Here is a 22,395-nt window from a genome sequence, read left to right as displayed (position 1 = left end):
ATGCTCATGGTGCCCATATTGCCCTGTGCGCGCTGTCAGCGGCGTACGCCATGATCGAGGGACGGACTCGATCTGTCGCGGAGGGGGCCTGTGACGGTGTGGAAGACGAAGGAGACGGGACTGACCGGGCACGCGGACGCGGTGCGGACGCTGGCCGGGCGGTGGCTGAAGGAGCTGGGCGACAGGGACTTCGTCTGCTCGCCCGCGGGACTGTGGCTGGCACTGGCCGCGGTGGCCGCCGGGGCGCGCGGGGACACCGCGGAGGAGCTGCGCGACCTGCTCGGGGTGGCCGGGGACGAGGCGGCGCGGGCGGTGACCGGGGCTGCGCGGGAGCTGGCGCGGACCGATGCGCTCGGCGTGGCGACCAGGGTGTGGAGCCGGGTGCCGGTGTACCGGGAGTACCGGGAGGCGCTGCCGGACATCGCGTTCGGACCCATGGATCCGGGCGGGATCGACGCATGGGTACGGGAGGCGACGGGCGGGCTGATAGAGCGGCTGCCCGCCGCGGTCGACGAGAACACGCTGCTGGCGCTCGTCAATGTCCTGGCGCTGAAGGCGCGTTGGGAGCTTCCGTTCGACGGCTCCGCCACACGGCATCGGCCCTTCACGGACGCTGCGGGCGTGGTGCACGCTGTGCCGACCATGCACCGGTATCTGCCGTCCCGGGACGCCTGGACGGTGAACGGCACTCATGTCGTGGAGCTGCGGACCCTCGCCGAGCGCGGGGGCGAGCCCGCCCGGGTGCGCTTCGTGCTGGGGGAGGAGGGCGCGGGCCCGGCGGACGTACTGCCCGCGGCCTGGGCCTCGGGGAGGCGGCGACGCCCTGTCAAGGCCGATGCCGTGGCCCTTGCCCTGCCGCGGTTCTCGCTGCGCCGGAGGGAGGACGTGACATCCCGGCTGCCCGCGCTGGGTGTGGAGTTCGCGACCAGTGAGCTGGCCGATTTCTCCGGGCTCTCACCGGAGCGGCTGCGGATCTCCGAGGTGGTGCAGGAGGCAGCGGTGAAGGTCGCCGAGCTGGGCGTCGAGGCGGCCGCCGTGACGGCGGTGGTCATGACGCGGGGCGGTCCGGCGATACCGAAGCGCGTTCAGCACATCGCCTTCGACCGGCCCTTCGGCGTCGTCGTGTTGGACGCAGGCGGAGAGGTCCCGCTCTTCACAGGCTGGCAGTCGGGCGCGCCCGCCGACCGGTGACCGGCCGGGTGTGTTCCTCGATCGCACCCCCCCGTGCCGCAGCTCCCGTGCTCGCCTCTCCTTACCAGGAAAGTGACCCGGATCCGGACAATCCCCGGATGACTGTCAGGCGAAGTGGGGGTTGCCGGTGTCTTCCCTTCAGGGCAATGCGAGGCTCTAGGGCCAGGGAGAGGCTCTAAGGCCGGAGACACGGGCAGCACGGGACACGGGGAGTCGGCGCGGCGTGGTGAACGCGGAGCGCGGGGGACGCGAAGGCGTGGTGGGCACGAGGACCGAGGCGGCCAGGACGGCGCTCTGGTTCGTCGTGGCCGTCCTGGCTGTTCGGCAGATGGCGGTGGTGCTGCGGCTTCCGCCCGGGGAACGGCTGACCGATCTGGGGACCTGGACCGGCGAGAACGGCGTTCTGCATGTCACCGGTTCGCTGTACGACACGGACAGTTTCACCGGGACACCGTTCGCCGGACTGGTCCTCAAGCCGCTCGCCCGGACGGCGGAGCAGGCCCTGGGGGTCGCCTGGACGTTCGGGACGCTGCTGCTCGTCGCCGTGCTCGGGCTGGTCGCCGCACGGGCCCTGCCCGGACCGGTGTCCCGGCGCAGGGCGGTGCTCGGCGCCCCCGTCGCGATCAGCCTGCTGATGGTGTCGCTGCCGGTGCGCAACACGATCCACCTGGGTCAGACCAGCATCATTCCGGTGCTGCTGGTGCTCCTGGGGTGCCTCGTCGTGCGCGGCGAGCGTGCCGCGGGAGCACTGATCGGCGTGGGCGCGGCGCTCCAGCCTGCGGTGCTGCTGTTCGCGCCGCTGCTGTGGCTGACCGGGCGCAGAAGCGCGGCGCTGACGGCCGCGGGGACGTTCACGGGTCTGTCGGCGCTGGCGTGGGCGGTGATGCCGCACGACTCGTGGACGTACTGGGTGCATCATGTCGCCGGGGCGGGGCTCGGTGACCGCCCCGACAGTCTGGCCAACCAGTCGCTGCACGGTGCGCTGCTGCGGTTCGGGGTGCACGGGCCGCTGGAGCTCGCGCTGTTCCTGCCGCTGGCCGCCGTGGTCGTGCTGGTGGGGCTGCGGCGCGCGGTGCGGTATGCGCGGGACGGTCAGCTGCTGCTCGCGGTGGCACTGACCGGCTGTGTGGCGGTGGCGGTGTCCCCGACGGCCTGGCAGCACCAGCTGCTGTGGGTGCTGCCGGCGGTGTCCGGCCGGGTCGGCGTCAGGGCCGCGGACCGGATGGTGTGGCCGGTGGCCGTGGTGCTGGTGATGACGCTGCCGGGCACCATGCTGCTGCCGAACATCGCGGTGCTGTATCCGGTGCGGGACAACGTGCTGCTGCTGGTGGCGCTGGCCGCCGCCTGTGCGGTGCCGTTCCTGCCGCGCAGTTCGCCGTACTTCCACCATCCGGTGCCCACGGAGTACGGGACGCCGGTTCCGGCACGATGGCGGCACGTTCCGCTGATGCCGTTCTGGCGCCGGGTGCTCAGCCGCCCCAATCTGCTGCTGGAACTTCTGGTGATCCGGGTCGGCTACTCCTGTTATTCGCAGATCAGGCTCGCGGCGACCGGCGGGCGCGAGGCGGCGGAGGAGCACGGCGGGCACATCGTCGCGATCGAGCGCGCGCTGCACATCGACATCGAGCACTGGGCCAACCACGTCGTGCACGGGATCGGCTGGCTGGAGGGCTTCTTCAACTTCTACTACACCTCCTTCCACTTCGTGGTGCCGCTGACGATCCTCGGTGTGCTCTACGCCCGCCGTCCTGCCGACTACCGCTGGGCGCGTGCTTCCCTCGGCTTCGCCACGATGCTGGCGCTCATCGGTTTCTGGTTCTTCCCGCTCGCCCCGCCGCGGCTGATGCCGGGCCTGGGCTTCATCGACACCGTGCACGGTCCGCAGGATCTGACGAACCCCGACTACGGTGCGATGACCGAGGTGACCAACCAGTACGCGGCGATGCCCTCGCTGCATTTCGGCTGGTCGCTGTGGTGCGGTGTGGTGATCGCGATGCTGGCCCCGAAGGTGTGGATGAAGGCGCTGGGGCTGCTGCACCCGACGTTCACGGTGATCGCGATCGTCGTCACGGCCAATCACTGGGTGCTGGATGCGGTCGGCGGTGCGACGGTCGTCGCGGCGGGCTTCGGCCTCACGTATGTACTGGCCGGTCCCCGCCAGGTCGTCGTGGCGGCGGGCAGCGCCGAGACGGATACGGGCCCCCTGCTGCCTGCGCGCACCGCGGGCAGCAGTGGCCCCGGCCCTCTACCGGGCGCGGCCCGGTAGGGGCGCCCCGTGGGTGCCGGGACGTCACCGTCCCGGCACCCCCTGCGGCGGATCGTCGCGTTCAGCCAGCATCCGCCCGCGGCGGCGGTTCCGCCACTCGGGGGACATGGGGCGCCACCGGCACGGTCGTCCAGCGGCTGTGAGCGGTCCCCGGACATGACAGAGGCCCCGGTGGGGCCGGCCAGGAGAGGCCGGCCACTCGGCGCCCTGATGTCGTGCGTGCTTACTGGTGCGCGCCTGTCGGCGGCTTAGTACCAGTTGTTCTTCTGCCAGAACTTCCAGGCGTCGCACGGGCTGCCGTAGCGGCTGTTCATGTAGTTCAGACCCCACTTGATCTGGGTCTTCGGGTTCGTCTTCCAGTCCGCGCCGGCGGAGGCCATCTTCGAGGCCGGCAGGGCCTGTACCAGACCGTAGGCGCCGGAGGAGGCGTTGGTGGCGTGCGGGTTCCAGCTGCTCTCGCGCGACACGATGTTGTGGAAGCACTGGAACTGGGCGCTGTTGCCGATCATCTGCTTCGCGATCATCTGCGGAGTGGCGGCAGCGGCCGAGGTGGTGGAAGCGAACACCCCACCGACGGAGCCGAGGAGCACGGCGGTGCCGACAGCGGCGTTCTTGGTGCGACGGGTGGCGAAGCGGGAGATCAGCGAGCGGGTCACGAAGAGTCCTTACGACGGGGTCAGGGCAGTCGCTCAGGCGTTTTGGATCCCTGCGAGTCCGAGGGCTCCGAGTGCTTGCGGCTCCGAAGCGAAGGCCTGCGGTGCCTGGCGACGAGAAAAGTTGTACAGGAGACGTAAAACCCCCCGCCGTGACCGGGGTCACCCACCGATTACGAACGAAGTTCGCACTCGCTGCTAAAAGTCCCGAAAGGGGCATCTCTCTTGTTTATGCAGGTCAGAGTGGATTCCGATGGGCACCGAAGTCCTCCTGCACGTCCACGAACCCGAATAGTGGAGGACCAAGGTCCTGTGGGCCGCCTCACCGGCTCGGGACCCTTTTCATGGCCGTTTTACGGCCGTTCCGAGGCCTCGAATGTGACCTGGGCCTCGAAGTTGGCACGTCGGGTGGCCCTGCGCAGCGCCCTGAGCACGGTCCCGCCGACCGTCAGCGTCAGTACGACCGTCATGACGGCCCGGCCCAGGTCCCAGCCGAGCGAGGTCGCCGCGCAGTACGCCAGGAAACGGGTCAGGTTCTCGTGCAGCGGGTCCCCCGGGTGGAAGGAGATCCCGGAGGACAGTCCCCCTATGTAGGTCCAGCCCTGAAGGTTCATGACCGTCCCGTAGGCGAAGGCGGCCAGGCACCCGTACCCGGCGAGCATCAGCAGCTCGGCCCTGCCCCGGAGCCCGTCCGGCCTCGGCAGCAGCCCGGCGCCCATCGTGAACCAGCCCATCGCCAGCATCTGGAACGGCATCCACGGCCCCACCCCGCCGGTCAGCAGCGCCGACGCGAACATCGTGACCGCGCCGAGCACGAAGCCGAAGCCCGGGCCCAGTACCCGGCCGCTCAGCACCATCAGGAAGAACATCGGCTCCAGCCCCGCCGTCCCCGCCCCCAGCGGTCGCAGCGCCGCGCCCACCGCGGCCAGCACCCCCAGCATCGCCACGGCCTTGGCGTCCAGACCGCCGTCCGCGATCGTCGCCACGACGACCGCGACCAGCAGCGGCAGCAGCACGGCGAACAGCCACGGCGCGTCGGCGGCGTGAGCCGTCACCCCGGACCCCGCGCCGGCCAGCAACGGCCACCCGAAGGCGGCCACCCCGACCGCGCCGACCAGCACCAGCGCGACGACGGCCCGCGCACCCAGCCGCACGGGCCGTGCCTGCCGGGTCATGCCGGCGCCTTCGTACGGTCCAGCGCCTCGCGCACCTGCGTGACCGTGAGCCATTTCTGGGGCGCCAGCACCTTGCTGACCTGCGGCGCGAAGGCCGGCGACGCCACCACGACCTCCGCCGTCGGCCCGTCCGCGACGACCTCGCCGTCGGCCAGGATCACCACCCGGTCGGCCAGCTCCGCCGCCAGCTCCACATCGTGTGTGGCCAGCACGATCGCATGCCCCTGTGCCGCGAGCGCGCGCAGCACACCCACCAGGCGGGCCTTCGCCGCGTAGTCCAGTCCGCGTGTCGGCTCGTCGAGCAGCAGCAGCGGAGGCCTGCCGGTCAGGACGACCGCGAGCGCCAGCGCCAGCCGCTGCCCCTCCGACAGATCGCGCGGATGCGTGTCGTCCGCTATGCCGGGCAGCAGCTCGGCAACCAGCGCCCGGCAGCTCCCCGGCGCGGCCCCGGCATCCGCGTCGGCCGCGGCACACTCGGCGGCGACCGTGTCCGCGTAGAGCAGATCCCGCGGCTCCTGCGGTACGAGCCCCACGCGGCGGATCAGTTCGCGCGGCGCCGTCCGCCGCGGCGTGAGCCCGCCGACGGCGACCGTGCCCGAGGTGGGCTCCACGGTGCCGACCAGTGTGCCCAGCAGGGTGGACTTCCCGGCGCCGTTGCGGCCCATGAGGGCGATCGTCTCGCCGGGCGTGACCGTGAGATCGACGCGCCGCAGCGCCTCGACGCGGCCGCGCCGGACGCCGAGCGCCCGAACGTCGGCCGCGGGCCCTCCCGTGCCGGGTGCCGTGCCGTCGGCCGCCGCGGCGCGGTTCCGCCGCAGCAGCCGGCCGAGCGTGTTCCGGACGGCGGCCACCCGTGCGCGCGGCCCCGGGTGCTCATCGGCTCCTGCGCCGGTGGCCCCGGAGGTGGTGCCGCGGACCGTACCCGGGACCGCAGGCCCGGAAGCCGGGGCACCAGCCAGGTCCTCTGCTTCGGCGCGTGCCGCGCCGACAGGTATGTCCGAGCCGGTCGCGAGCGGGCCCGAGCCTGCCTGCCGGCCGGCCCGAAGCGCGGCCGCGACCTCGCGGGGGCGGGGGTCCGGGGGCGTGCCCCCGCTTTCGGGAAGGGGCGGGGTGGGGGAGAAGCCACCCCCTGCGCCCGCACTGCGCGGCTCGTGCCCCGACAGCCGTTCCCGCAGGTCCGCCGCCTGGCGGCGGGCGTCGCGTATCGACAGGGGCAGCGGGTCCCAGCCCGCCGCGCGACCCAGGGCGACCACCGGCGGGTGGACCGGGGAGACCGCCATGATCTCGGCGGGCGTGCCGAGCACCGGCGCCTCGCCGGGACCCGGCAGCAGGATCACCCGGTCCGCGTACTGCACCACCCGCTCCAGCCGGTGCTCGGCCATGAGCACCGTCGTCCCCAGATCGTGGACGAGGCGCTGGAGCACCGCCAGAACGTCCTCCGCCGCCGCCGGGTCCAGGGCCGAGGTGGGCTCGTCCAGCACCAGCACCTTGGGATGGGTGGTCAGCACCGAGCCGATCGCGACCCGCTGCTGCTGCCCGCCCGACAGCGTGGCGATCGGCCGGTCGCGCAGCTCCGCGAGCCCGAGGAGGTCAAGGGTCTCCTCGACACGCCGCCGCATCACATCGGGCGCGATGCCCAGGGACTCCATGCCGTAGGCCAGTTCGTCCTCGACCGTGTCGGTCACGAAGTGGGCGAGCGGGTCCTGGCCGACCGTCCCGACGACATCGGCGAGTTCACGCGGTTTGTGGGTGCGGGTGTCCCGGCCGTCGACTGTCACCCGCCCCGCCAGCGTGCCGCCGCTGAAGTGGGGCACCAGACCCGACACCGTGCCCAGCAGCGTCGACTTGCCGACTCCGGACGGGCCGACGAGCAGCACGAGTTCGCCCTCGGGCACGGTCAGATCGACCCCGCGGAGCGTCGGCCCCGCGGCGTCGTCGTACGTGACCGACACGTTCTCGAACCGGATCACGGAGACTCCTTGGGTACGGGGGCGACAACGGCGGGCAGCAGCCCGATCAGTACGGCCGCGGCGGGCCACAGCGGCAGCACCGGCGCGGTCAGCGGCACCACACCCGGGTGCAGGCCCTGCGGATCGTACGTACCCGCCAGGACGAACAACGCCGCGACGGCCACGCCCGAGCCCGCGACCAGCCAGGCCCGTACGCCCCACCGGTCCGGCCGGTAACGCGTGCGCACCGTGCGGCGGCCGCCCAGCCGCAGCCCCGCGAGCGCGGCGACGAGCCCGGCGGCCAGCACCGGCAGCCCGTAACCGGCGCCCTCCGCGGCCAGCAGCCCGTACGTACCGGCGCACACGCCGAGCAGCCCGCCGAGCGTCAGCGCGTTCGTGGTGTGCCGCACGGCGGCCGGGACCCTGGCCGTACGCCCGTAGCCGCGCGCGTCCATCGACGCGGCCACGGCGACCGACCGCTCCAGCGCACCTTCCAGCACCGGCAGGCCGATCTGGAGCACGGCCCGCATGCCACCCGTGGACCGCCCGCGCAGCCGCCGCGCGGTGCGCAGCCGTGCCACGTCGGCGACCATGTTCGGCGCGAACGTCATCGCGACGACCACGGCGACCCCGGCCTCGTACAGCGCACCTGGCAGCGACTTGAGCAGTCGCGCGGGATTGGCGAGGGCGTTGGCGGCGCCCACGCAGATGAGCAGGGTGGCCAGCTTGGCCCCGTCGTACAGCGCGAAGACCATGCCCTCGGCGGTCACCCGCCCGCCGATCCGTATCCCCTGCGCCCAGTCGGGCAGCGGGACTTCGGGCAGCGTGAAGAGGACGTGGCTGCCGGGGACCGGCGAGCCGAGGACGACGTTGAAGATCAGCCGGATCGCGACGACCAGCAGCCCGAGTTTGACGAACGCGCTGTAGGAGCGGGCCCACGGCGCATCGGTGCGCCGCGCGGCGACGACGTATCCGGCGACGCCGACGAGCAGCCCGAGGAGGAGCGGATTGGTGGTACGGGACGCGGCGGTGGCCAGCCCGAGCGCCCACAGCCACCAGGCGCCGGGGTGCAGCGCGTTGGCGCGGTTCGCCTCGGGGGCGCGGAGCCGTGCACGGCGGACCGCGGTGCCGCGCAGGCGTTCCCGGTTCATCCGCGCCGGCGGCGGCGCGTCTGCACGACGGCGGCCGCGCCCAGGGCGACCACGGCGACGGCACCGGCGACGATGCCGACGGCCGGTCCGCCGTCACCGCCGCCCTTGTCCGGGGCGGCCGGCTTCTCGGCCGCCCCGCCCGATATCTGCTCGCCGCAGCCGGACTTCGGATACCCGGCGATCGAGCACAGCAGCGCGGCGCTGTTGTAACGCAGCGGCTTCGCGACGGCCGCGAGCGCCTCAGCGCTGGTCGCGTCCACGCCGACCTGCGCACACGCGGTACGGGGTGCGGGCGGCGTCTCACCGCCGGGGGCGTCCTGCGGCGTGCCGAAGTCGAGGACGAGGGCGACCCGCTTGGTGCCGTCCTTCGCGGGCGTCGAACCGCAGACGGCGTCGAAGTCCGCGGCACCGCGCGGCTTGTCGGCGTCCTGCGAGTCCTCGCTGACCGCGAACCGGAAGCCCTGTACGTCCCCGTCGGCGGGGCGGGCGGTGGCCGGGCCCTGAGTGGCGTACACCCAGGCGTCGCCCTGGCGGTCCCAGAACGACCAGTACCGGTATCCGGCCGCCTCGGCGGTCCCCGCGCCGCCGAGCACCGCGAGCACGGCGAGGGGCGCGAGGGCCAGGGCGGCCGGGCGCGTGCGTATCGGCATCACGGCTACTGGTTCTTCTTGCGGCCCGAGATGAGGATGCCGATGCCGATACCGGCGACGAGGCCGATGCCGATGATCCACCCGACGCCGAGGCCGCCGTTGTCGTCCTTCTTCTCTTCTGTGGCCTTGTCCGGGGTTTCGGCCGCCGTGGGGCTCGGGGTGACGGCAGCCTCGGCTGCGGGCTTGGGGCCGGTCGCGTTCAGCTGCTGGACGAGGTTCGCGCCGCCGAAGGAGCGCGGGTCGAAGCCGATGGCGTTCGCCGCGAGGATCAGCTGGGCGTAGGCGGCGGGGCCGTTCTCCTTCGCCCAGGCGGCCGAGTTGCTCTCGAGCCAGCGCAGCGCGTCGGCTGCCTTGTCGCCGTGGAGCGAGGCCCCGAGGGCGATGACCGCGTCGGCGGTGTTGCCGAAGTCCGGCTGGTCCTCGGCGCCGGGCATGGCCGACATCAGATGACCGGTCTTGGCGAGGGCACCGGCGAGGTAGGCGGCGCCGTTGCCGGCGGCCTGCTCCGCGGTGGGCTTGGCCGCGTTCTCGCAGACCGGATCGGCAAGGGGCTTCGGATTGTCGATCACCAGGCCCTTGCCCAGCCCGCCCAGCACCGCTGCGGCCGTGGCGTCCGCGTTGGCGTACAACGTGCCCGACTTGTCCGGCTGATACGCGAACGCACCGCCGTCCTTGCCTCCGCACGGGATCGCGAAGGACACCAGCGAGTCGTAGGGCGACTTGCCCTGCTTCGACTTGACGTCACCCGGCTTCTCGCCCGCCGCGGCCAGCGCGCCGATCACGACCGACGTGGAGTTCGCGTCGCTCGCCCCGCCCGGGTTGTAGCTCCAGCCGCCGTCCTCGTTCTGCACGGACTTCAGCCAGGCGGTGCTCTTCTTCACCTCGTTCCCGTGCCCGCCGAGCGCGGCCAGGGCCTGCACGGCGGCGGCGGTGGCGTTGGTGTCCAGCATGGTCTTGGCGTCGCACGCCTTGGCGGCGTCGGCGCGGTACGAGGCGAAGCCGCCGTTCGCGCACTGCTGGCCGGTCAGCCAGTCGACGGCCTGCTTCGCGGGCTCGACGCCCACGGTGTCCTGGGCCAGCAGGGCCAGCGACTGCCGCCAGACGCCGTCGTACGTCGGGTCGTTCGCGCCGTACAGCCCTGCGGGGATCTTGGGCGCGGGGGACGGCGCGGCGACGGCAGGGGCGGCGGCCGTGCAGAGCACAGCGGCGGCTGCGGCGAGCGCGGCTGCGCTGCGGCGGCGTACGACGGTCATGACGGGCGGTGCCTCTCCTGCGGGGAACCGGAACACCGGCACACGGAGGCGCCCAGCTCCGGCTCCGTAACCTCGACGGTGCCGGTCACCAGGGAAATCCCGTACGAGGCATTCCGACTTACCGCCGACGGCGAGGCGACGGCGGTTCACACGGCTGCGGGTCAGTGCCGGATTCGCACCGGCTTCCCCCCGTACGGGCTTGATGACGACCCGCCCACTGTAGCGACTGGTACCACGGCCGCCTCAGGCGGGCGGAGCCGAGGTCGTTCCCCGGCTCACCGGTGTCCGCTTCGCGTCACACCGAGCGGGTCAGAACCGCCGGATCACCCGCAGCGACTTGGTGTACAGGTCACCGGGAGCGCCGTTGAGGATCGACTTGGCACCGAGGTCCGCCATGGTCGGCCCGTTGGGCGTCTTGCGGCTGGAGACGAAGCGCAGTTTGCCCTGCTGGTCCTGGCCGACGTAGATGCCGGTGTGGTCGACCACCCCGCCGGGGGTCTCGGGACTGTCGGAGTCGGCGGTGGCGTCGAAGAAGACCACGTCACCGATCCGCAGCGCGGCGAGCGAGGGCGCCGCGCCCGTGCCCTGCGCGACGACCACGCCGGGGCCGGAGGCGGACTGGTCCCTCGAGCGGCGGGGCAGGTTGCGGCCGTCGAAGTTCTTGTCGAGGACCATCGGGATGCCCATGTGGTGTCCGTAGACCATCCGGACGAAGCCCGAGCAGTCGAGGTACCCCTTCCACTTCGGGTCCGGGTTCGGTGCGCTCTCGCCGCTCGCGGGGAAGGTCCAGGGCAGAGCCATGTACTCGTGGAAGTCGGCGCCGATGGAGCGCCGTCCCGCATCGTCCTTCGGGCTGTACCCGGCCTCTCCGATGACCTGTGCGTCCTGGAGCGCAGTGTCGGTCACGGCGGGGGCGAAGGTCCGATACATCGAGGCGTACGCGAGGGCGTCGGGGGAGGTGTCGCCCGCCCAGGCGCCGATCCGCTGCTCCAGGGCGGGGGTCCAGGTGCCGTCGAAGGGCTCGGGCAGCACCCGTACCCAGGTGTCGTGGGCGACGACCGGCGGTTCGGCCCACTCGGCCGCGGTGATCTCGAAGTCGTAGATCCGGGCCTGCAGGGGCACCGTGGCGCCGCTGGAGGCCAGCGCCCGGATCCCGAGGGTGCCGGCGTCGAAGACCTTGGCCGGGTCCTTCTCGGGGTCGCGCAGGCTGTGCTGCCAGTCGGGCTTGGCGCTGCCTTTCCGCCAGGCGCGGGCGCGCAGCACGCCGCCGGTCTTCTCCACCTGGATCCACCAGTGGTCGAAGGCCGTGAAGTCGGTGCTGACCGTGACGGCCGGGCTCAGGACGCCGGCGACGTCGGCCAGTTCCTTCTCCAGCAGGAACTGGACCTCGCCCGCGGGGGTGAAGATCAGCCGTGCCCGGTAGTGGTTGTTGACGTCCCGGGCCGCGAAGGTGAGGGCCACCGAGACGGGCGCACCCGTGGGGACCTTGTCGAGGGAGACGCGGGCGGCGGCGGTGACGTCGCCGACGGCCTTGTCGGAGAGCAGCGCGTGGCGGCTGAGGTTGGTGGTGGCGAGCTGGATGACGGCCCGGCCGCCCTGCAGGAAGTAGTCCCCGTCGGCGCCGTTGTGGGTGGTCCAGGTGCCGAAGCAGGGGGAGGAGCCCCAGCCGGTGCCGGTCAGGGTCCGGTCGAAGTCATCGGTGAACCGTTTCTCCGGGTCGGGGTGTTTCTCCGGCTCGCTGAACAGTTTCTTCTGCTCGGTGAACCAGCGCTTCGGCCCGCGCAGCGTCACCGTCCTGGCACCGGTGGTGAGGGTGGCAAGCACTCCCTGGCCGTCCGACACCTCCAGGCACGCGGGGGTCCCGGGGAGCGTACGGGGGGTCAGCGCCCCCGCCGGGTGGGCGGCGAAGTGCCACGGGTCCGACGCGTCCATCACCACCGGAACCCGTCCGCCGGACGCCGGCGCGGCGGCGTCCGGCGCGGTGGTCGTGGCTGCCGCCGTGGCCGGCGTGGCCGCGGCGGCGGACGGGGTGAACGGCAGCGAGCCGCCCGCCGCGACTCCGGCCAGGGCGGCGAGGGCCGATCTGCGGCTCGGCGAGAACTGCGGTGCGGACATGCGTGGATACCCCCATGGCAGGCAGAATGATCATGCGAGCGAGACCCTACCAACGCCCCTGATGCTGTGGCCGGAAAGGTTCACCGGCTCGCGCAGCTACCTCCCCCAGCTACCATCGGCGGGGAGCCGACCCGTCCGCTCGGCGCCCGGCGTGTCAGGAGCGGCAGGTACGACGTGAATGCCTTCCGCCTCGATATGTTCGGCCCCTTCGGCGGCTGCAACAACCCCGGAAGATGAGCCGTCTCCCGGCCGGACATGGAGGCAACTGATGGGCGACCGCTGGCGCGTCGAGGTCGACCGGAACGTCTGCATCGGCTCCGGGCTGTGCGCGGGCACCGCTCCGGACGGCTTCCGGCTGGACTCGGCCAACCAGTCCCACCCGCGGCGGGACGAGACCGACGCCGACGAGGCGATCCTGGACGCGGCCGAGTGCTGCCCGGCCGAGGCGATCACCATCACCCGGTCGGACACCGGTGAGGTGGTCTTCCCGCCCGAGGAGTAGCCCCCCGCGGCTGACCGGCCGGCCGGTCAGCCGCGGGGCGTGGTCGGGTCGACCAGCCGGCAGGCCGTCTCGATGTCGGTCTTCACCTGGGCGATCGTGGCGCGGCCCGAGAGCCAGCTGATCAGCGCCGAGTGCCAGGTGTGCTCGACCACCCGGACCGCGGAGAGCTGTTCCGGTGCGGCCGGGCCGTCCAGGCCCATCGCGTCCAGGATGACGGCCGTTGTCAGCCTGGAGACGGTGTCCACCTCGGGGCTGACGCTGCGGTCGGCGAAGGTGACGGCGCGGACCATGGCGTCCGCCATCAGTGGTTCGCGCTGGAGCGCGCGGAAGGCCCGCATCAGGGTCTCGGTGACGCGTTCCGCCGGGGTCTCGCCGGCCGGCGGGCGCTTGCGCAGGGTGGTCTGCATCTGTGCGAGCTGGTCCTGCATGGTGGCGACCAGCAGATGGATCTTGGAGGGGAAGTAGCGGTAGAGCGTGCCCAGGGCCACGCCCGCGGCCTCGGCGACCTCGCGCATCTGCACCGCGTCGAAGCCGCCCCGGCAGGCCAGTTCGGCGCTGGCGTCCAGGATGCGACGGCGGCGTGCCTCCTGGCGTTCCGTCAGGGGTGAGGGTGCGGGGACGGGGGCCGGGGTTGCTGCTTTGGCTTCCGCTGTCATGTGTCCCATTCCATGGCCTTCGGGTCGTACGGCGTCGCGCACCGGGCCATGTCGTGGGCCGTGGCGCGAATCACCTGTTCCGCGCCTTACAGCGACGCTACCTGCCGGTAGATTCGAACTCCTCGAACGATCAACTCTGAAACTTGTTCTAGATTAGCGCGAGCGGCTACGCTCCGGCGAAAGTGCAGCGAGAAGGGGGCCGACAGTGACCGCTGAGGCCGTGGAGGCGGCTCCCCGCGGGAGCGCGTCCGCCGACGGCGACCGTCCGCTGCGGATCGCTCTCCTCACCTACAAGGGCAACCCCTTCTGCGGCGGCCAGGGTGTCTACGTCCGCCATCTCTCCCGCGAGCTGGCCCGCCTCGGTCACAGCGTCGAGGTCATAGGCGCCCAGCCCTACCCGGTGCTCGACGAGGGTGTGCCGCTCACCGAGCTGCCCAGCCTCGACCTCTACCGCCAGCCCGATCCTTTCCGCACCCCGAAGCGCGACGACTACCGCGACTGGATCGACGCCCTCGAGGTCGCCACCATGTGGACCGGCGGCTTCCCCGAGCCGCTCACCTTCAGCCTCCGCGCCCGGCGCCATCTCGCCGAGCGGCGCGGGCACTTCGACGTGATCCACGACAACCAGACCCTGGGGTACGGGCTGCTCGGCGGCCCCGGCGCACTCGGCGCACCCCTGGTCACCACCATCCACCACCCCATCACGGTCGACCGGCGACTGGAGCTCGACGCGGCGCAGGACTGGAAGCGCCGCTCCTCCGTGCGCCGCTGGTACGGCTTCACCCGGATGCAGAAGCGGGTCGCCCGCCGGCTGCCGTCCGTGCTCACCGTCTCCGGCTCGTCCCGGCAGGAGATCGTCGAGCATCTCGGGGTGCGCCGGGACCGTATCCATGTGGTGCACATCGGCGCGGACACGGACCTCTTCTCGCCCGACCCGTCCGTCCCCCGGATACCTGGCCGGATCGTCACCACGTCCAGCGCGGACGTCCCCCTCAAGGGTCTGGTCCATCTCATCGACGCGCTCGCCAAGCTGCGCACCGAGCAGCCGGACGCGCACCTCGTCGTCGTCGGCAAACGCGCCGAGGACGGCCCGGTCGCGCAGGCCATCGAGCGGTACGGCCTCGAAGGCGCCGTCGAGTTCGTCAAGGGCATCTCCGACGCCGAACTCGTCGATCTGGTGCGCGGTGCCCAGGTGGCCTGTGTGCCGTCCCTGTACGAGGGCTTCTCGCTGCCCGCCGCGGAGGCCATGGCCACCGGCACGCCGCTGGTCGCCACCACGGGCGGTGCGATCCCCGAGGTCGCGGGACCGGACGGGGAGACCTGTCTCGGCGTACCGCCCGGCGACGCGGGCGCGCTGGCCGCGGCGCTGGGCCGGCTGCTGGGCGACCCCGAGCTGCGGGCCCGCCTCGGCGCCGCGGGCCGGGAGCGGGTACTGGCCCGCTTCACCTGGGCGCGGGCCGCGGAGGGCACCGCGGAGCTGTACCGGGCGGGGATCGAGGCATCGGCCGCTGCCCGGAGGGCCTGCTGATGGGCCGGGCCGAACGCTTCGGATGCGGGCCGGTTCCGCATCGAGGGACGACCGCCCACGACCGATCGACTCGCGAAAGCAGGCCGCCGTGCTGACCGTCGACTTCACCCGTTTCCCGCTCGCGCCGGGTGACCGTGTGCTCGATCTGGGCTGCGGCGCCGGGCGGCATGCCTTCGAGTGCTACCGGCGCGGCGCCCAGGTCGTGGCCCTGGACCGGAACGCGGAGGAAATCCGCGAGGTCGCCAAGTGGTTCGCCGCGATGAAGGAGGCCGGGGAGGCCCCCGCGGGCGCCACGGCCACCGCCATGGAGGGCGACGCGCTCGCCCTGCCGTTCCCCGACGAGTCCTTCGACGTCGTCATCATCTCCGAGGTGATGGAGCACATCCCGGACGACAAGGGCGTACTGGCCGAGATGGTCCGGGTGCTGAAGCCCGGCGGCCGTATCGCCGTCACCGTGCCCCGCTACGGCCCGGAGAAGATCTGCTGGGCGCTCTCCGACGCGTACCACGAGGTCGAGGGCGGCCATATCCGTATCTACAAGGCCGACCACCTGCTCGACAGGATGCGCGAGGCGGGCCTCGAGCCGTACGGCACGCATCACGCGCACGCGCTGCACTCCCCGTACTGGTGGCTCAAGTGCGCGTTCGGCGTCGACAACGACAAGGCGCTGCCGGTCCGCGCGTACCACAAGCTGCTGGTCTGGGACATCATGAAGAAGCCCGCCGTGACCCGGGTCGCCGAGCAGCTGCTCAACCCGGTCGTCGGCAAGAGCTTCGTGGCGTACGCGACCAAGCCGCACTCCCCCTCGCTCCGCGGGGGGCACCCCCAGCCGAAGGCCGTCGCCCCCGACGCACGCGCTGCCGCCGGGCCGCAGACGAGCACGGTGCCCGCACCTCTGCGCAGCGCGGGCGAAGAGGCGGGCGCGTGACGAGCCCCGAGCGGACCGAGCATCTGGTCCTGCCCGGAGTCCTCACCGCGGAGCAGGCCGTCGAGACCGTCGCCGGCGTCCTCGCCGTGCAGCGCGAGGACGGCGCCATACCGTGGTTCCGGGGGCATCACCTCGATCCGTGGGACCACACCGAGGCGGCCATGGCGCTGGACGCGGCCGGCGAGCACGAGGCGGCGGCCCGCGCCTACGCCTGGCTCGCCCGGCACCAGAACCAGGACGGTTCCTGGTACGCCGCGTACCAGGACGGCGACCCGTACGCCGTCACCGACCGCGGCCGGGAGTCCAACTTCTGCGCGTACATCGCGGTCGGCGTCTGGCACCACTACCTCGCCACCGGCGACGACACCTTCCTCGACCGGATGTGGCCCGTCGTGTACGCCGCGATCGAGTTCGTGCTGGGGCTGCAGCAGCCCGGCGGGCAGATCGGCTGGAAGCGCGAGGCCGACGGCACACCCGTCGACGACGCGCTGCTGACCGGCAGTTCCTCGATCCACCAGGCGCTGCGCTGCGCGCTCGCCATCGCCGAGCAGCGCGAGGAGCCGCAGCCCGACTGGGAGTTGGCGGCCGGCGCCCTGGCCCATGCGATACGCCGTCACCCCGAGCGCTTCCTGGACAAGTCCCGCTACTCGATGGACTGGTACTACCCGGTCCTCGGCGGCGCGCTGACCGGGGCGGAGGCCAAGGCCCGTATCGACGAGAAGTGGGACGACTTCGTCGTGCCCGGGCTCGGTGTGCGCTGCGTCCTGCCCAATCCCTGGGTCACGGGCGGCGAGAGCTGCGAACTCGCCCTCACGCTCTGGGCGACGGGGGAGTCCGACCGGGCACTGGAGATCCTTCAGTCGATCCAGCATCTGCGCGCCGACGACGGCATGTACTGGACGGGGTACGTCTTCGAGGACGAGGCCGTCTGGCCGGCAGAGCTCACCACCTGGACGGCCGGCTCGCTGCTTCTCGCCGTGGCCGCGCTCGGCGGCGACGAGGCGACCTGTGCTGTCTTCGGCGGCGAACGGCTGCCGCGCGGACTCGAACCGGACTGCTGCTGACCCGTCGGCCGGCCACACCCCGGAAATGCCTGCGGTGTTCTGCCGGCCGCGCATTAGGGTGCGAGCATGACGCTGCTGGAACATGACCGCTATTGCGACGAAATCATCACGCAGACAGCCGAGTTGAGGACTGTGCTGTCCGGGGCCGACCTGTCCGCCAAGGTGCCCAGCTGCCCGGAGTGGACCCTGGAGGAGCTCGCCCGCCATGTGGGCGGCGCACACCGCTGGGTGGAGACGACGGTACGGACGAGGGCCACCGAAATGGTCCCGCAGGACCAGGTGCCGGACTCCCGCGGGCCCGAGGGCGCCGATGCGGCCACGCTGGCGGCCTGGCTGGCGGATGGCGCGGAGAAGCTCGCCGCGACGTTGCGGGCGGCCGGCCCGGACACCGAGGTGTGGACCTGGGCCTGGGACCGCACCTCGGGCTTCTGGTCGCGGCGGATGACCCACGAAACGCTGATCCACCGCGCCGACGCGGCGCTCGCCGCCCGGGTCCCGTACGAGGCCACTCCCGAGATCGCGGCGGACGCCATCGACGAATGGCTGCAGATCGTCGCCTTCGTCCAGTCGGTCGGCGCCGACAAGGAGGTGGCCGAACTGCGCGGTGCGGGCCGCAGCATCCACCTCCACGCCGGCGACGCGCCCGGCGCCGAGTGGCTGATCGAGTTCGGCGAGGACGGCTTCACCTGGCGGCGCGCCCACGAGAAGGCGACGGTCGCGCTGCGCGGCCCGCTCACCGACGTCCTCCAGGTCTTCTACCGGCGGCTGCCCGCGGACAGCGAGCGGGTGGAGGTGCTTGGCGACGCCGCCCTGCTGGACTTCTGGCTGGAGCGCGCGACCTTCGGGTGACCGAGAAACCCGTTCGGAGCCACGCCGGGGCCACCGGGTGGCGGCGTTCCGGGTACCGGGTGAGGCTGCGACGAGGGCCAGTACGGCCTGGAAGCCGACCGGTCAGGAGGTCCCCGGTGTTCGGTTCTGCTCCCTTGCGGCGTGGAGTCGTCGCGCTGCTGCTGTGCTGCGCGCTGTTCACGTCCGCCGCCGCGTGCGGAGGGGGAGGTGGCGGCAGCAGTACCGCCGCCTCCTCCCCGACTCCGACCGCCACCAGTTCGGCCGAGCGGCAGAAGTTCGCCAAGACGCGCTTCGTGGCCAACGCGAGCCTCGCGGCGGGCGCCACCTACCAGTGGATCGTCAAGCCGTACCGCGCGGGCAAGTTCACCAAGGGCGCGGACGGCCGCACCGCTGCCCTGATCAAGGCGGGTCTCGCGGGCGCCTTCGCCTACAACCGGCTGAAGGCGGCCGTGGAGAACGCCAAGGGTGATCCGCTGCTGTCAAAGGCTCTGGCTCCGCTGGCGGCCGGGATCGCGTCCCTGCAGGGTCTCGGCACCAAGCTCCGCAGCGGCGACGCGGGTCCGGCCGACATCAGCACGTTCGAGGGCGTCATCAACGGCGTGAAGGACGCCGGCAAGAGCGCCGGAGCGGAGGTCACCGACAAGGTCCCGTCGGCCTCCCAGCTGAGCGGCGGCTGAGCCAGGCCGGCCGGCACCCGCAAGACGCCCGGGTCCGGTGAGGTGACCAGCGGGTCCGTCACCGGGCCCGTAGGAACTGGGCTCGGCCAGGATCCGCAGGGTGCTCGGCGGGTGAGGTGACCAGCGGGTCCGTCACCGGGCCCGTAGGAACTGGGCTCGGCCAGGATCCGCAGGGTGCTCGGCGGGTGAGGTGACCAGCGGGTCCGTCACCGGGCCCGTAGGAACTGGGCTCGGCCAGGACCCGCAGGATGCTCGGCGTGCCGTACGGCGAAGGCCCTCCGCCCGGGAGGGCGAAGGGCCTTCGTGTGTACGTGAGTTCAGCCGCGCTGGATGCCGGTGGTGTCCTGCAGGACACCACGCCGGCCGTCCTGCGTCTGGGCCACCAGGGCCGGGCCGCGCTGGTCCACCGCGAGGTACCAGGTGCCGGGCGCGAGCTCGGCGATCGGGGTCGGCGAGCCGTCCTCCGGGTACAGCGGACGGGGCACCGGCACCGCGAACCAGAACGGCGCGAACTCCGCGGCGGGGGCGCCGCCGTGAGGAGCCTGCGCCTGCTGCTGCGGGTCCGGCTGGTACTGCTGCGGCTGCTGGTGCTGGTCGTGCTGCGGCTGGCCACCGTACGGCGGCTGCTGCTGCTCCGCGCCGGGGTAGCCGTAGCCGACGGGCTGCTGCTGTCCGCCGTAGGGCTGGGGGGCGGCCGGACGCGGGGTGGGCATCAGCGGTGCCTGCAGAGCGGGGATCAGCGGGGAGGCGATGGCTCCGCCGGCGAGCACAAGGGTGGCGAGCAGGCCCAGGATCATGCCCGCACCCGCCGACGGCAGGTCGGTGATCGTCCAGAAGGCCGTCCAGACGGCGAAGACCGTGAAGGCGACACCGAACTGGCCGAGGTCCAGACCCGCGACCTTCCGCGGCTGCGGCAGCGCACGGGCCACGACGATCAGCGCGGCTCCGATCACACCGGCGAGGAAGACGCTCATCAGTACTCCGAGCGCGTCCCAGGCGTTCGGCAGATCGGCACTGGAGCAGTCGATGCCGCGGGGGCAGTCGACGCTGGTGAGATCCAGGAACGAGGCGATGAACAGCACCACCGCTGCTCCGATGACCACGCCGTCGCCTCGAGTGAGGGATCGGATATTCACGTGTAAGAGTCCTTCGTCGGTCGTCTCGTCGGGGGCGGGGGCGGCTCCCCATCGTAGGCCAGACGGGCGATCCGGCGCCCGCCGCCCACGGCCTCCGCCGGGCCGTGGAGCTATCCGCCGAGGTAGCCGGTGATGCCGTCGGCGATCCCCTGGGCCGCCTTCTGCCGCCAACTCGCGCTCTTGAGCAGCGCGGAATCCGTTGAATCGCGCATATTGCCGCACTCGATGAACACCTTGGGCACGGTCGAGAGGTTCAGCCCGCCCAGATCCTTGCGTACGTCCAGCCCCGTGCCCTTGCCCACGTAGTTGGACGGCGGCATACCGGTCGACTGGACGAACTTCCCCACGATTCTCACACCGAGTTCACGTGACGGTCCGACGATCGGCGAGGTGTCGGCGGCTCCCGACTGCACCAGTGCGGGAAGGATGACATGGAAGCCCCGGTTGCCCTGCGCCGAGCCGTCCGCGTGGACGGAGACGACCGCGTCGGCCTTCGCCTTGTTGCCGATGCGGGCCCGCTCGTCGATGCAGGGGCCGTACGGGCGATCGGCGTCGTGGGTGAACGTGACCGTGGCACCCTGCTTTTCGAGGAGCTCACGCAGCCGGTGCGAGACATCCAGGGTGAACTGTGCCTCGGTGTAACCGCTGTTGGTGGAGGTGCCGGTGGTGTCGCACTCCTTGCGGCCGCTGCCGATGTCGACCTGCCGGTTGATCTCGGTCGGGTGCTCGAAGTTCTCGGGGTTGTGCCCCGGGTCGATGACCACGGTCTTCCCGCTGAGCGGGCCGCCCCGTCCGGAGGGCTTGGCGCTGTTCCCTCCGGTGGGCTTGTCGCCGTCCGTACCGGCCGGGGAGTGCGTCGGCGAGTTCGCCTGCGTGGTGTGCGACTGGCTCGGCAGCGGCAGCGCCTTCGGCGGCTCGCTCTCGTCGGTGCCGCTCAGCGCCTGCCAGACGAGCCAGCCCGCCAGGCAGGTGGGAACGAGTCCGGCCGCCACGAGCACAAGGCGGTTGCGGGGACGACGGGGGGCGGAGGGCTGACTGTCGTACGACACGGGGCGATCGTAGTCGCGCAGCTCAGATCCCCGATGCCACGCGCCTCAGGACGCGCAGCGAATCGGTCACCGAGACCTCGGTGAACGCGCCGGACGCGAGCGCCCGGAGGTAGATGCGGTACGGGGCCTGGCCGCCGTCCGCCGGGTCCGGGAAGACGTCATGGATCACGAGCAGCCCGCCCTCGGCGACCTTGGGCGCCCAGCCCTCGTAGTCATTGGTGGCGTGCTCGTCGGTGTGGCCGCCGTCGATGAAGACCAGGCCGACCTCGCCCGCCCACACCTTCGCGACCTGCGGCGACCGTCCGACGACCGCGATGACGTGCTCTTCCAGGCCGGCGTGGTGGAGGGTCCGGCGGAAGGCGGGCAGCGTGTCCATCAGCCCGACCTCCGGGTCCACGACGGTCGGGTCGTGGTACTCCCACCCCGGCTGCTGCTCCTCGCTGCCCCGGTGGTGGTCGACGGTGACGGCTGTCACGCCCGCCTCACGGGCGGCGTCGGCGAGCAGGATGGTGGACCGGCCGCAGTAGGTGCCGACCTCCAGCAGGGGCAGCCCGAGCGCGGCGGCGTCGACGGCCGCCTTGTGGAGCGCGAGCCCTTCCCGTACGGGCATGAAACCCTTGGCGGCCTCGAAGGCGGCGAGGGTCTCCGGCTTGGGGGTGGCGGCCATGATGTCGCTCCTGGTCGTACTTACTGGTCGGTCCGGCCCGGCCCATGCTGCCGTATGGCCCGGAGCGGCCCTCAGGAGGCCCCTCGGCGGTCAGCGGGCCGTCTTGTGGCGTGAGGTCTTGTAGAGCTTCGCGGTCAGCTCTGCCAGCTCCGAGCGGGACGTGCCGGAGTAGCTCGTGGCACCCACGGTGCTGTGGTCGGCCCAGACGCAGACCGGATCGTTCTTCTTGTTGTGACTCTTGGCGTTCTGGCACCGCATGAGGGCGCCTTCGAAGCCTTCGAGCCGGAACTCCTCGGGGCTGCCGACCAGTTTTTGGTCGAAGAAGTATTGCTTGTCCTGTTTGATCGACTTGAAGAAGCGCTCAATCGCGTACTCCGGGTCGGGGACCTGGCCCCAAAGGCCCCTGAAGCGCATCGACTTCCGCCAATCCGGAGCGTCGTCGTGGTAGTCGGCGCCGGTTCCGACCACGTTCCTGACGCCGATCTTCGCGGCGTCCTGCGGGCGCAGGCCGATACCTCGGACCTCTCGGGCGCCCAGTTCGCAGTCCGAGTCGGAGGTCGCATCCGAGCAGTTGAACGTCCCCACGTACTCGTACTCTCGCCCCAGCTTGTACTCCCCGCCGACCGACGGGGGCGGGACCAGCTTGTACCCGTTGGTGTCGGCGGGCGCCAGGAGATCGGCGGGCGCCAGGAGATAGGCGAGAGCTCCGATCGCCGCGACCCCCGTCACCCCCACGCCCACCCTGGCCAGGCGCCGTTTCCTTCGCTCGTCGCTCATGGAGGGCAATGGTCCGACGCGCATGGGCTCCGGGGCGAGGGCACATGAGCGTTTCGTGACTGCTTTGTGTCGCACTCGAACCACACCGTCTTGCCGCCCGGGGCCAGCGGCACCGTCCCCCAGCGGTTGGAAACACGCCCTAGAAGACTCATGAAGATC

At 72.1% G+C, this 22,395-nt stretch carries 20 protein-coding genes and 1 riboswitch; of the genes, 8 read left to right on the top strand and 12 right to left on the bottom strand.

Features of this window, described 5'->3' with window-relative positions; translation table 11 throughout:
• Window positions 1-90: 90 nt before the first annotated feature.
• Both ABD858_RS09805 and ABD858_RS09800 read left to right on the top strand, forming a co-directional pair.
• Window positions 91-1,191, top strand: a complete 1,101-nt coding sequence (locus ABD858_RS09805; RefSeq protein WP_345035879.1) for a serpin family protein — start codon at window positions 91-93, stop codon at window positions 1,189-1,191.
• Between the two features lie 223 nt (window positions 1,192-1,414).
• On the top strand, window positions 1,415-3,457 hold the full coding sequence (locus ABD858_RS09800; RefSeq protein WP_425586180.1) for a bifunctional glycosyltransferase 87/phosphatase PAP2 family protein: 2,043 nt from the start codon (window positions 1,415-1,417) through the stop codon (window positions 3,455-3,457).
• A gap of 248 nt (window positions 3,458-3,705) precedes the next feature.
• Here the strand turns inward: ABD858_RS09800 and ABD858_RS09795 are convergent, their stop codons facing one another.
• The 7 genes from ABD858_RS09795 to ABD858_RS09765 all read right to left on the bottom strand — a co-directional run bounded on the left by ABD858_RS09795 (window position 3,706) and on the right by ABD858_RS09765 (window position 12,403).
• Complete coding sequence (locus tag ABD858_RS09795; RefSeq protein ID WP_345035878.1) at window positions 3,706-4,113, bottom strand: aggregation-promoting factor C-terminal-like domain-containing protein; 408 nt, start codon at window positions 4,111-4,113, stop codon at window positions 3,706-3,708.
• 350 nt (window positions 4,114-4,463) lie between these two features.
• Complete coding sequence (locus ABD858_RS09790) at window positions 4,464-5,285, bottom strand: ECF transporter S component (RefSeq protein ID WP_345035876.1); 822 nt, start codon at window positions 5,283-5,285, stop codon at window positions 4,464-4,466.
• Window positions 5,282-7,255, bottom strand: coding sequence for an ATP-binding cassette domain-containing protein (locus tag ABD858_RS09785; protein ID WP_345035875.1), 1,974 nt, complete (start codon window positions 7,253-7,255; stop codon window positions 5,282-5,284). The genes ABD858_RS09790 and ABD858_RS09785 overlap by 4 nt, the downstream gene beginning before the upstream one ends.
• Window positions 7,252-8,385: an energy-coupling factor transporter transmembrane component T family protein gene (locus ABD858_RS09780; RefSeq protein ID WP_345035874.1), complete on the bottom strand. Its 1,134-nt coding sequence runs from the start codon at window positions 8,383-8,385 to the stop codon at window positions 7,252-7,254. The genes ABD858_RS09785 and ABD858_RS09780 overlap by 4 nt, the downstream gene beginning before the upstream one ends.
• Window positions 8,382-9,035: an SCO2322 family protein gene (locus tag ABD858_RS09775; protein ID WP_345035873.1), complete on the bottom strand. Its 654-nt coding sequence runs from the start codon at window positions 9,033-9,035 to the stop codon at window positions 8,382-8,384. The genes ABD858_RS09780 and ABD858_RS09775 overlap by 4 nt, the downstream gene beginning before the upstream one ends.
• Before the next feature lie 5 nt (window positions 9,036-9,040).
• Window positions 9,041-10,288 carry an SCO2321 family membrane protein gene (locus ABD858_RS09770; protein ID WP_345035871.1) on the bottom strand — a complete coding sequence of 416 codons (1,248 nt, stop codon included), beginning with the start codon at window positions 10,286-10,288 and terminating at the stop codon, window positions 9,041-9,043.
• Window positions 10,289-10,395: 107 nt separating this feature from the next.
• A riboswitch (cobalamin riboswitch) is annotated at window positions 10,396-10,476 on the bottom strand.
• A 121-nt stretch (window positions 10,477-10,597) separates the two neighbouring features.
• The gene (locus tag ABD858_RS09765; RefSeq protein WP_345035870.1) at window positions 10,598-12,403 is read right to left on the bottom strand and encodes a C40 family peptidase; all 1,806 of its coding nucleotides are present in this window, start codon (window positions 12,401-12,403) and stop codon (window positions 10,598-10,600) included.
• Between the two features lie 268 nt (window positions 12,404-12,671).
• Between ABD858_RS09765 and ABD858_RS09760 the strand changes: the two genes are divergently transcribed.
• Window positions 12,672-12,905, top strand: a complete 234-nt coding sequence (locus tag ABD858_RS09760; RefSeq protein ID WP_345035869.1) for a ferredoxin — start codon at window positions 12,672-12,674, stop codon at window positions 12,903-12,905.
• A 26-nt stretch (window positions 12,906-12,931) separates the two neighbouring features.
• Here the strand turns inward: ABD858_RS09760 and ABD858_RS09755 are convergent, their stop codons facing one another.
• Window positions 12,932-13,561, bottom strand: coding sequence for a TetR family transcriptional regulator (locus ABD858_RS09755; protein ID WP_345035868.1), 630 nt, complete (start codon window positions 13,559-13,561; stop codon window positions 12,932-12,934).
• Window positions 13,562-13,766: 205 nt separating this feature from the next.
• Here ABD858_RS09755 and ABD858_RS09750 point away from each other — a divergent pair, with 205 nt between their 5' ends.
• From ABD858_RS09750 to ABD858_RS09730, 5 genes are all read left to right on the top strand, one after another.
• Window positions 13,767-15,089 (top strand): glycosyltransferase family 4 protein, encoded by a 1,323-nt coding sequence (locus ABD858_RS09750; RefSeq protein ID WP_345035866.1) that lies wholly within the window; start codon window positions 13,767-13,769, stop codon window positions 15,087-15,089.
• Window positions 15,090-15,177: 88 nt separating this feature from the next.
• Window positions 15,178-16,017, top strand: a complete 840-nt coding sequence (locus ABD858_RS09745; RefSeq protein WP_345035865.1) for a class I SAM-dependent methyltransferase — start codon at window positions 15,178-15,180, stop codon at window positions 16,015-16,017.
• Complete coding sequence (locus tag ABD858_RS09740) at window positions 16,014-17,081, top strand: prenyltransferase (RefSeq protein ID WP_345035863.1); 1,068 nt, start codon at window positions 16,014-16,016, stop codon at window positions 17,079-17,081. The genes ABD858_RS09745 and ABD858_RS09740 overlap by 4 nt, the downstream gene beginning before the upstream one ends.
• Window positions 17,082-17,147: 66 nt before the next feature.
• Complete coding sequence (locus tag ABD858_RS09735; RefSeq protein ID WP_345035862.1) at window positions 17,148-17,930, top strand: maleylpyruvate isomerase family mycothiol-dependent enzyme; 783 nt, start codon at window positions 17,148-17,150, stop codon at window positions 17,928-17,930.
• 116 nt (window positions 17,931-18,046) lie between these two features.
• Window positions 18,047-18,607, top strand: a complete 561-nt coding sequence (locus ABD858_RS09730; RefSeq protein WP_345035861.1) for a hypothetical protein — start codon at window positions 18,047-18,049, stop codon at window positions 18,605-18,607.
• Between the two features lie 317 nt (window positions 18,608-18,924).
• Here the strand turns inward: ABD858_RS09730 and ABD858_RS09725 are convergent, their stop codons facing one another.
• The 4 genes from ABD858_RS09725 to ABD858_RS09710 all read right to left on the bottom strand — a co-directional run bounded on the left by ABD858_RS09725 (window position 18,925) and on the right by ABD858_RS09710 (window position 22,236).
• A complete protein-coding gene (locus ABD858_RS09725; protein ID WP_345035859.1) occupies window positions 18,925-19,743 on the bottom strand; it encodes a DUF5336 domain-containing protein in 819 nt (272 codons plus the stop codon).
• 110 nt (window positions 19,744-19,853) lie between these two features.
• Complete coding sequence (locus tag ABD858_RS09720) at window positions 19,854-20,792, bottom strand: N-acetylmuramoyl-L-alanine amidase (protein WP_345035858.1); 939 nt, start codon at window positions 20,790-20,792, stop codon at window positions 19,854-19,856.
• 22 nt (window positions 20,793-20,814) lie between these two features.
• Window positions 20,815-21,459: a class I SAM-dependent methyltransferase gene (locus ABD858_RS09715; RefSeq protein WP_345035856.1), complete on the bottom strand. Its 645-nt coding sequence runs from the start codon at window positions 21,457-21,459 to the stop codon at window positions 20,815-20,817.
• A gap of 90 nt (window positions 21,460-21,549) precedes the next feature.
• On the bottom strand, window positions 21,550-22,236 hold the full coding sequence (locus ABD858_RS09710) for a hypothetical protein (RefSeq protein ID WP_345035855.1): 687 nt from the start codon (window positions 22,234-22,236) through the stop codon (window positions 21,550-21,552).
• Between the last annotated feature and the right edge of the window lie 159 nt (window positions 22,237-22,395).

It is taken from the genome of Streptomyces sannanensis (genome assembly GCF_039536205.1).
Classification (GTDB): domain Bacteria; phylum Actinomycetota; class Actinomycetes; order Streptomycetales; family Streptomycetaceae; genus Streptomyces; species Streptomyces sannanensis.
Note: the sequence above shows the minus strand (reverse complement) of the source record. Positions and strands in the feature narration are given on the sequence as shown.

Bases quoted from the DNA above. Each gene is read 5' to 3' on its own strand.
- ABD858_RS09715 (WP_345035856.1), bottom strand. From the start codon at position 21,459: ATGGCCGCCACCCCCAAGCCGGAGACCCTCGCCGCCTTCGAGGCCGCC.
- ABD858_RS09735 (WP_345035862.1), top strand. From the start codon at position 17,148: ATGACGCTGCTGGAACATGACCGCTATTGCGACGAAATCATCACGCAG.
- ABD858_RS09780 (WP_345035874.1), bottom strand. From the start codon at position 8,385: ATGAACCGGGAACGCCTGCGCGGCACCGCGGTCCGCCGTGCACGGCTC.
- ABD858_RS09790 (WP_345035876.1), bottom strand. From the start codon at position 5,285: ATGACCCGGCAGGCACGGCCCGTGCGGCTGGGTGCGCGGGCCGTCGTC.
- ABD858_RS09710 (WP_345035855.1), bottom strand. From the start codon at position 22,236: ATGAGCGACGAGCGAAGGAAACGGCGCCTGGCCAGGGTGGGCGTGGGG.
- ABD858_RS09765 (WP_345035870.1), bottom strand. From the start codon at position 12,403: ATGTCCGCACCGCAGTTCTCGCCGAGCCGCAGATCGGCCCTCGCCGCC.
- ABD858_RS09760 (WP_345035869.1), top strand. From the start codon at position 12,672: ATGGGCGACCGCTGGCGCGTCGAGGTCGACCGGAACGTCTGCATCGGC.
- ABD858_RS09775 (WP_345035873.1), bottom strand. From the start codon at position 9,035: ATGCCGATACGCACGCGCCCGGCCGCCCTGGCCCTCGCGCCCCTCGCC.
- ABD858_RS09770 (WP_345035871.1), bottom strand. From the start codon at position 10,288: ATGACCGTCGTACGCCGCCGCAGCGCAGCCGCGCTCGCCGCAGCCGCC.
- ABD858_RS09755 (WP_345035868.1), bottom strand. From the start codon at position 13,561: ATGACAGCGGAAGCCAAAGCAGCAACCCCGGCCCCCGTCCCCGCACCC.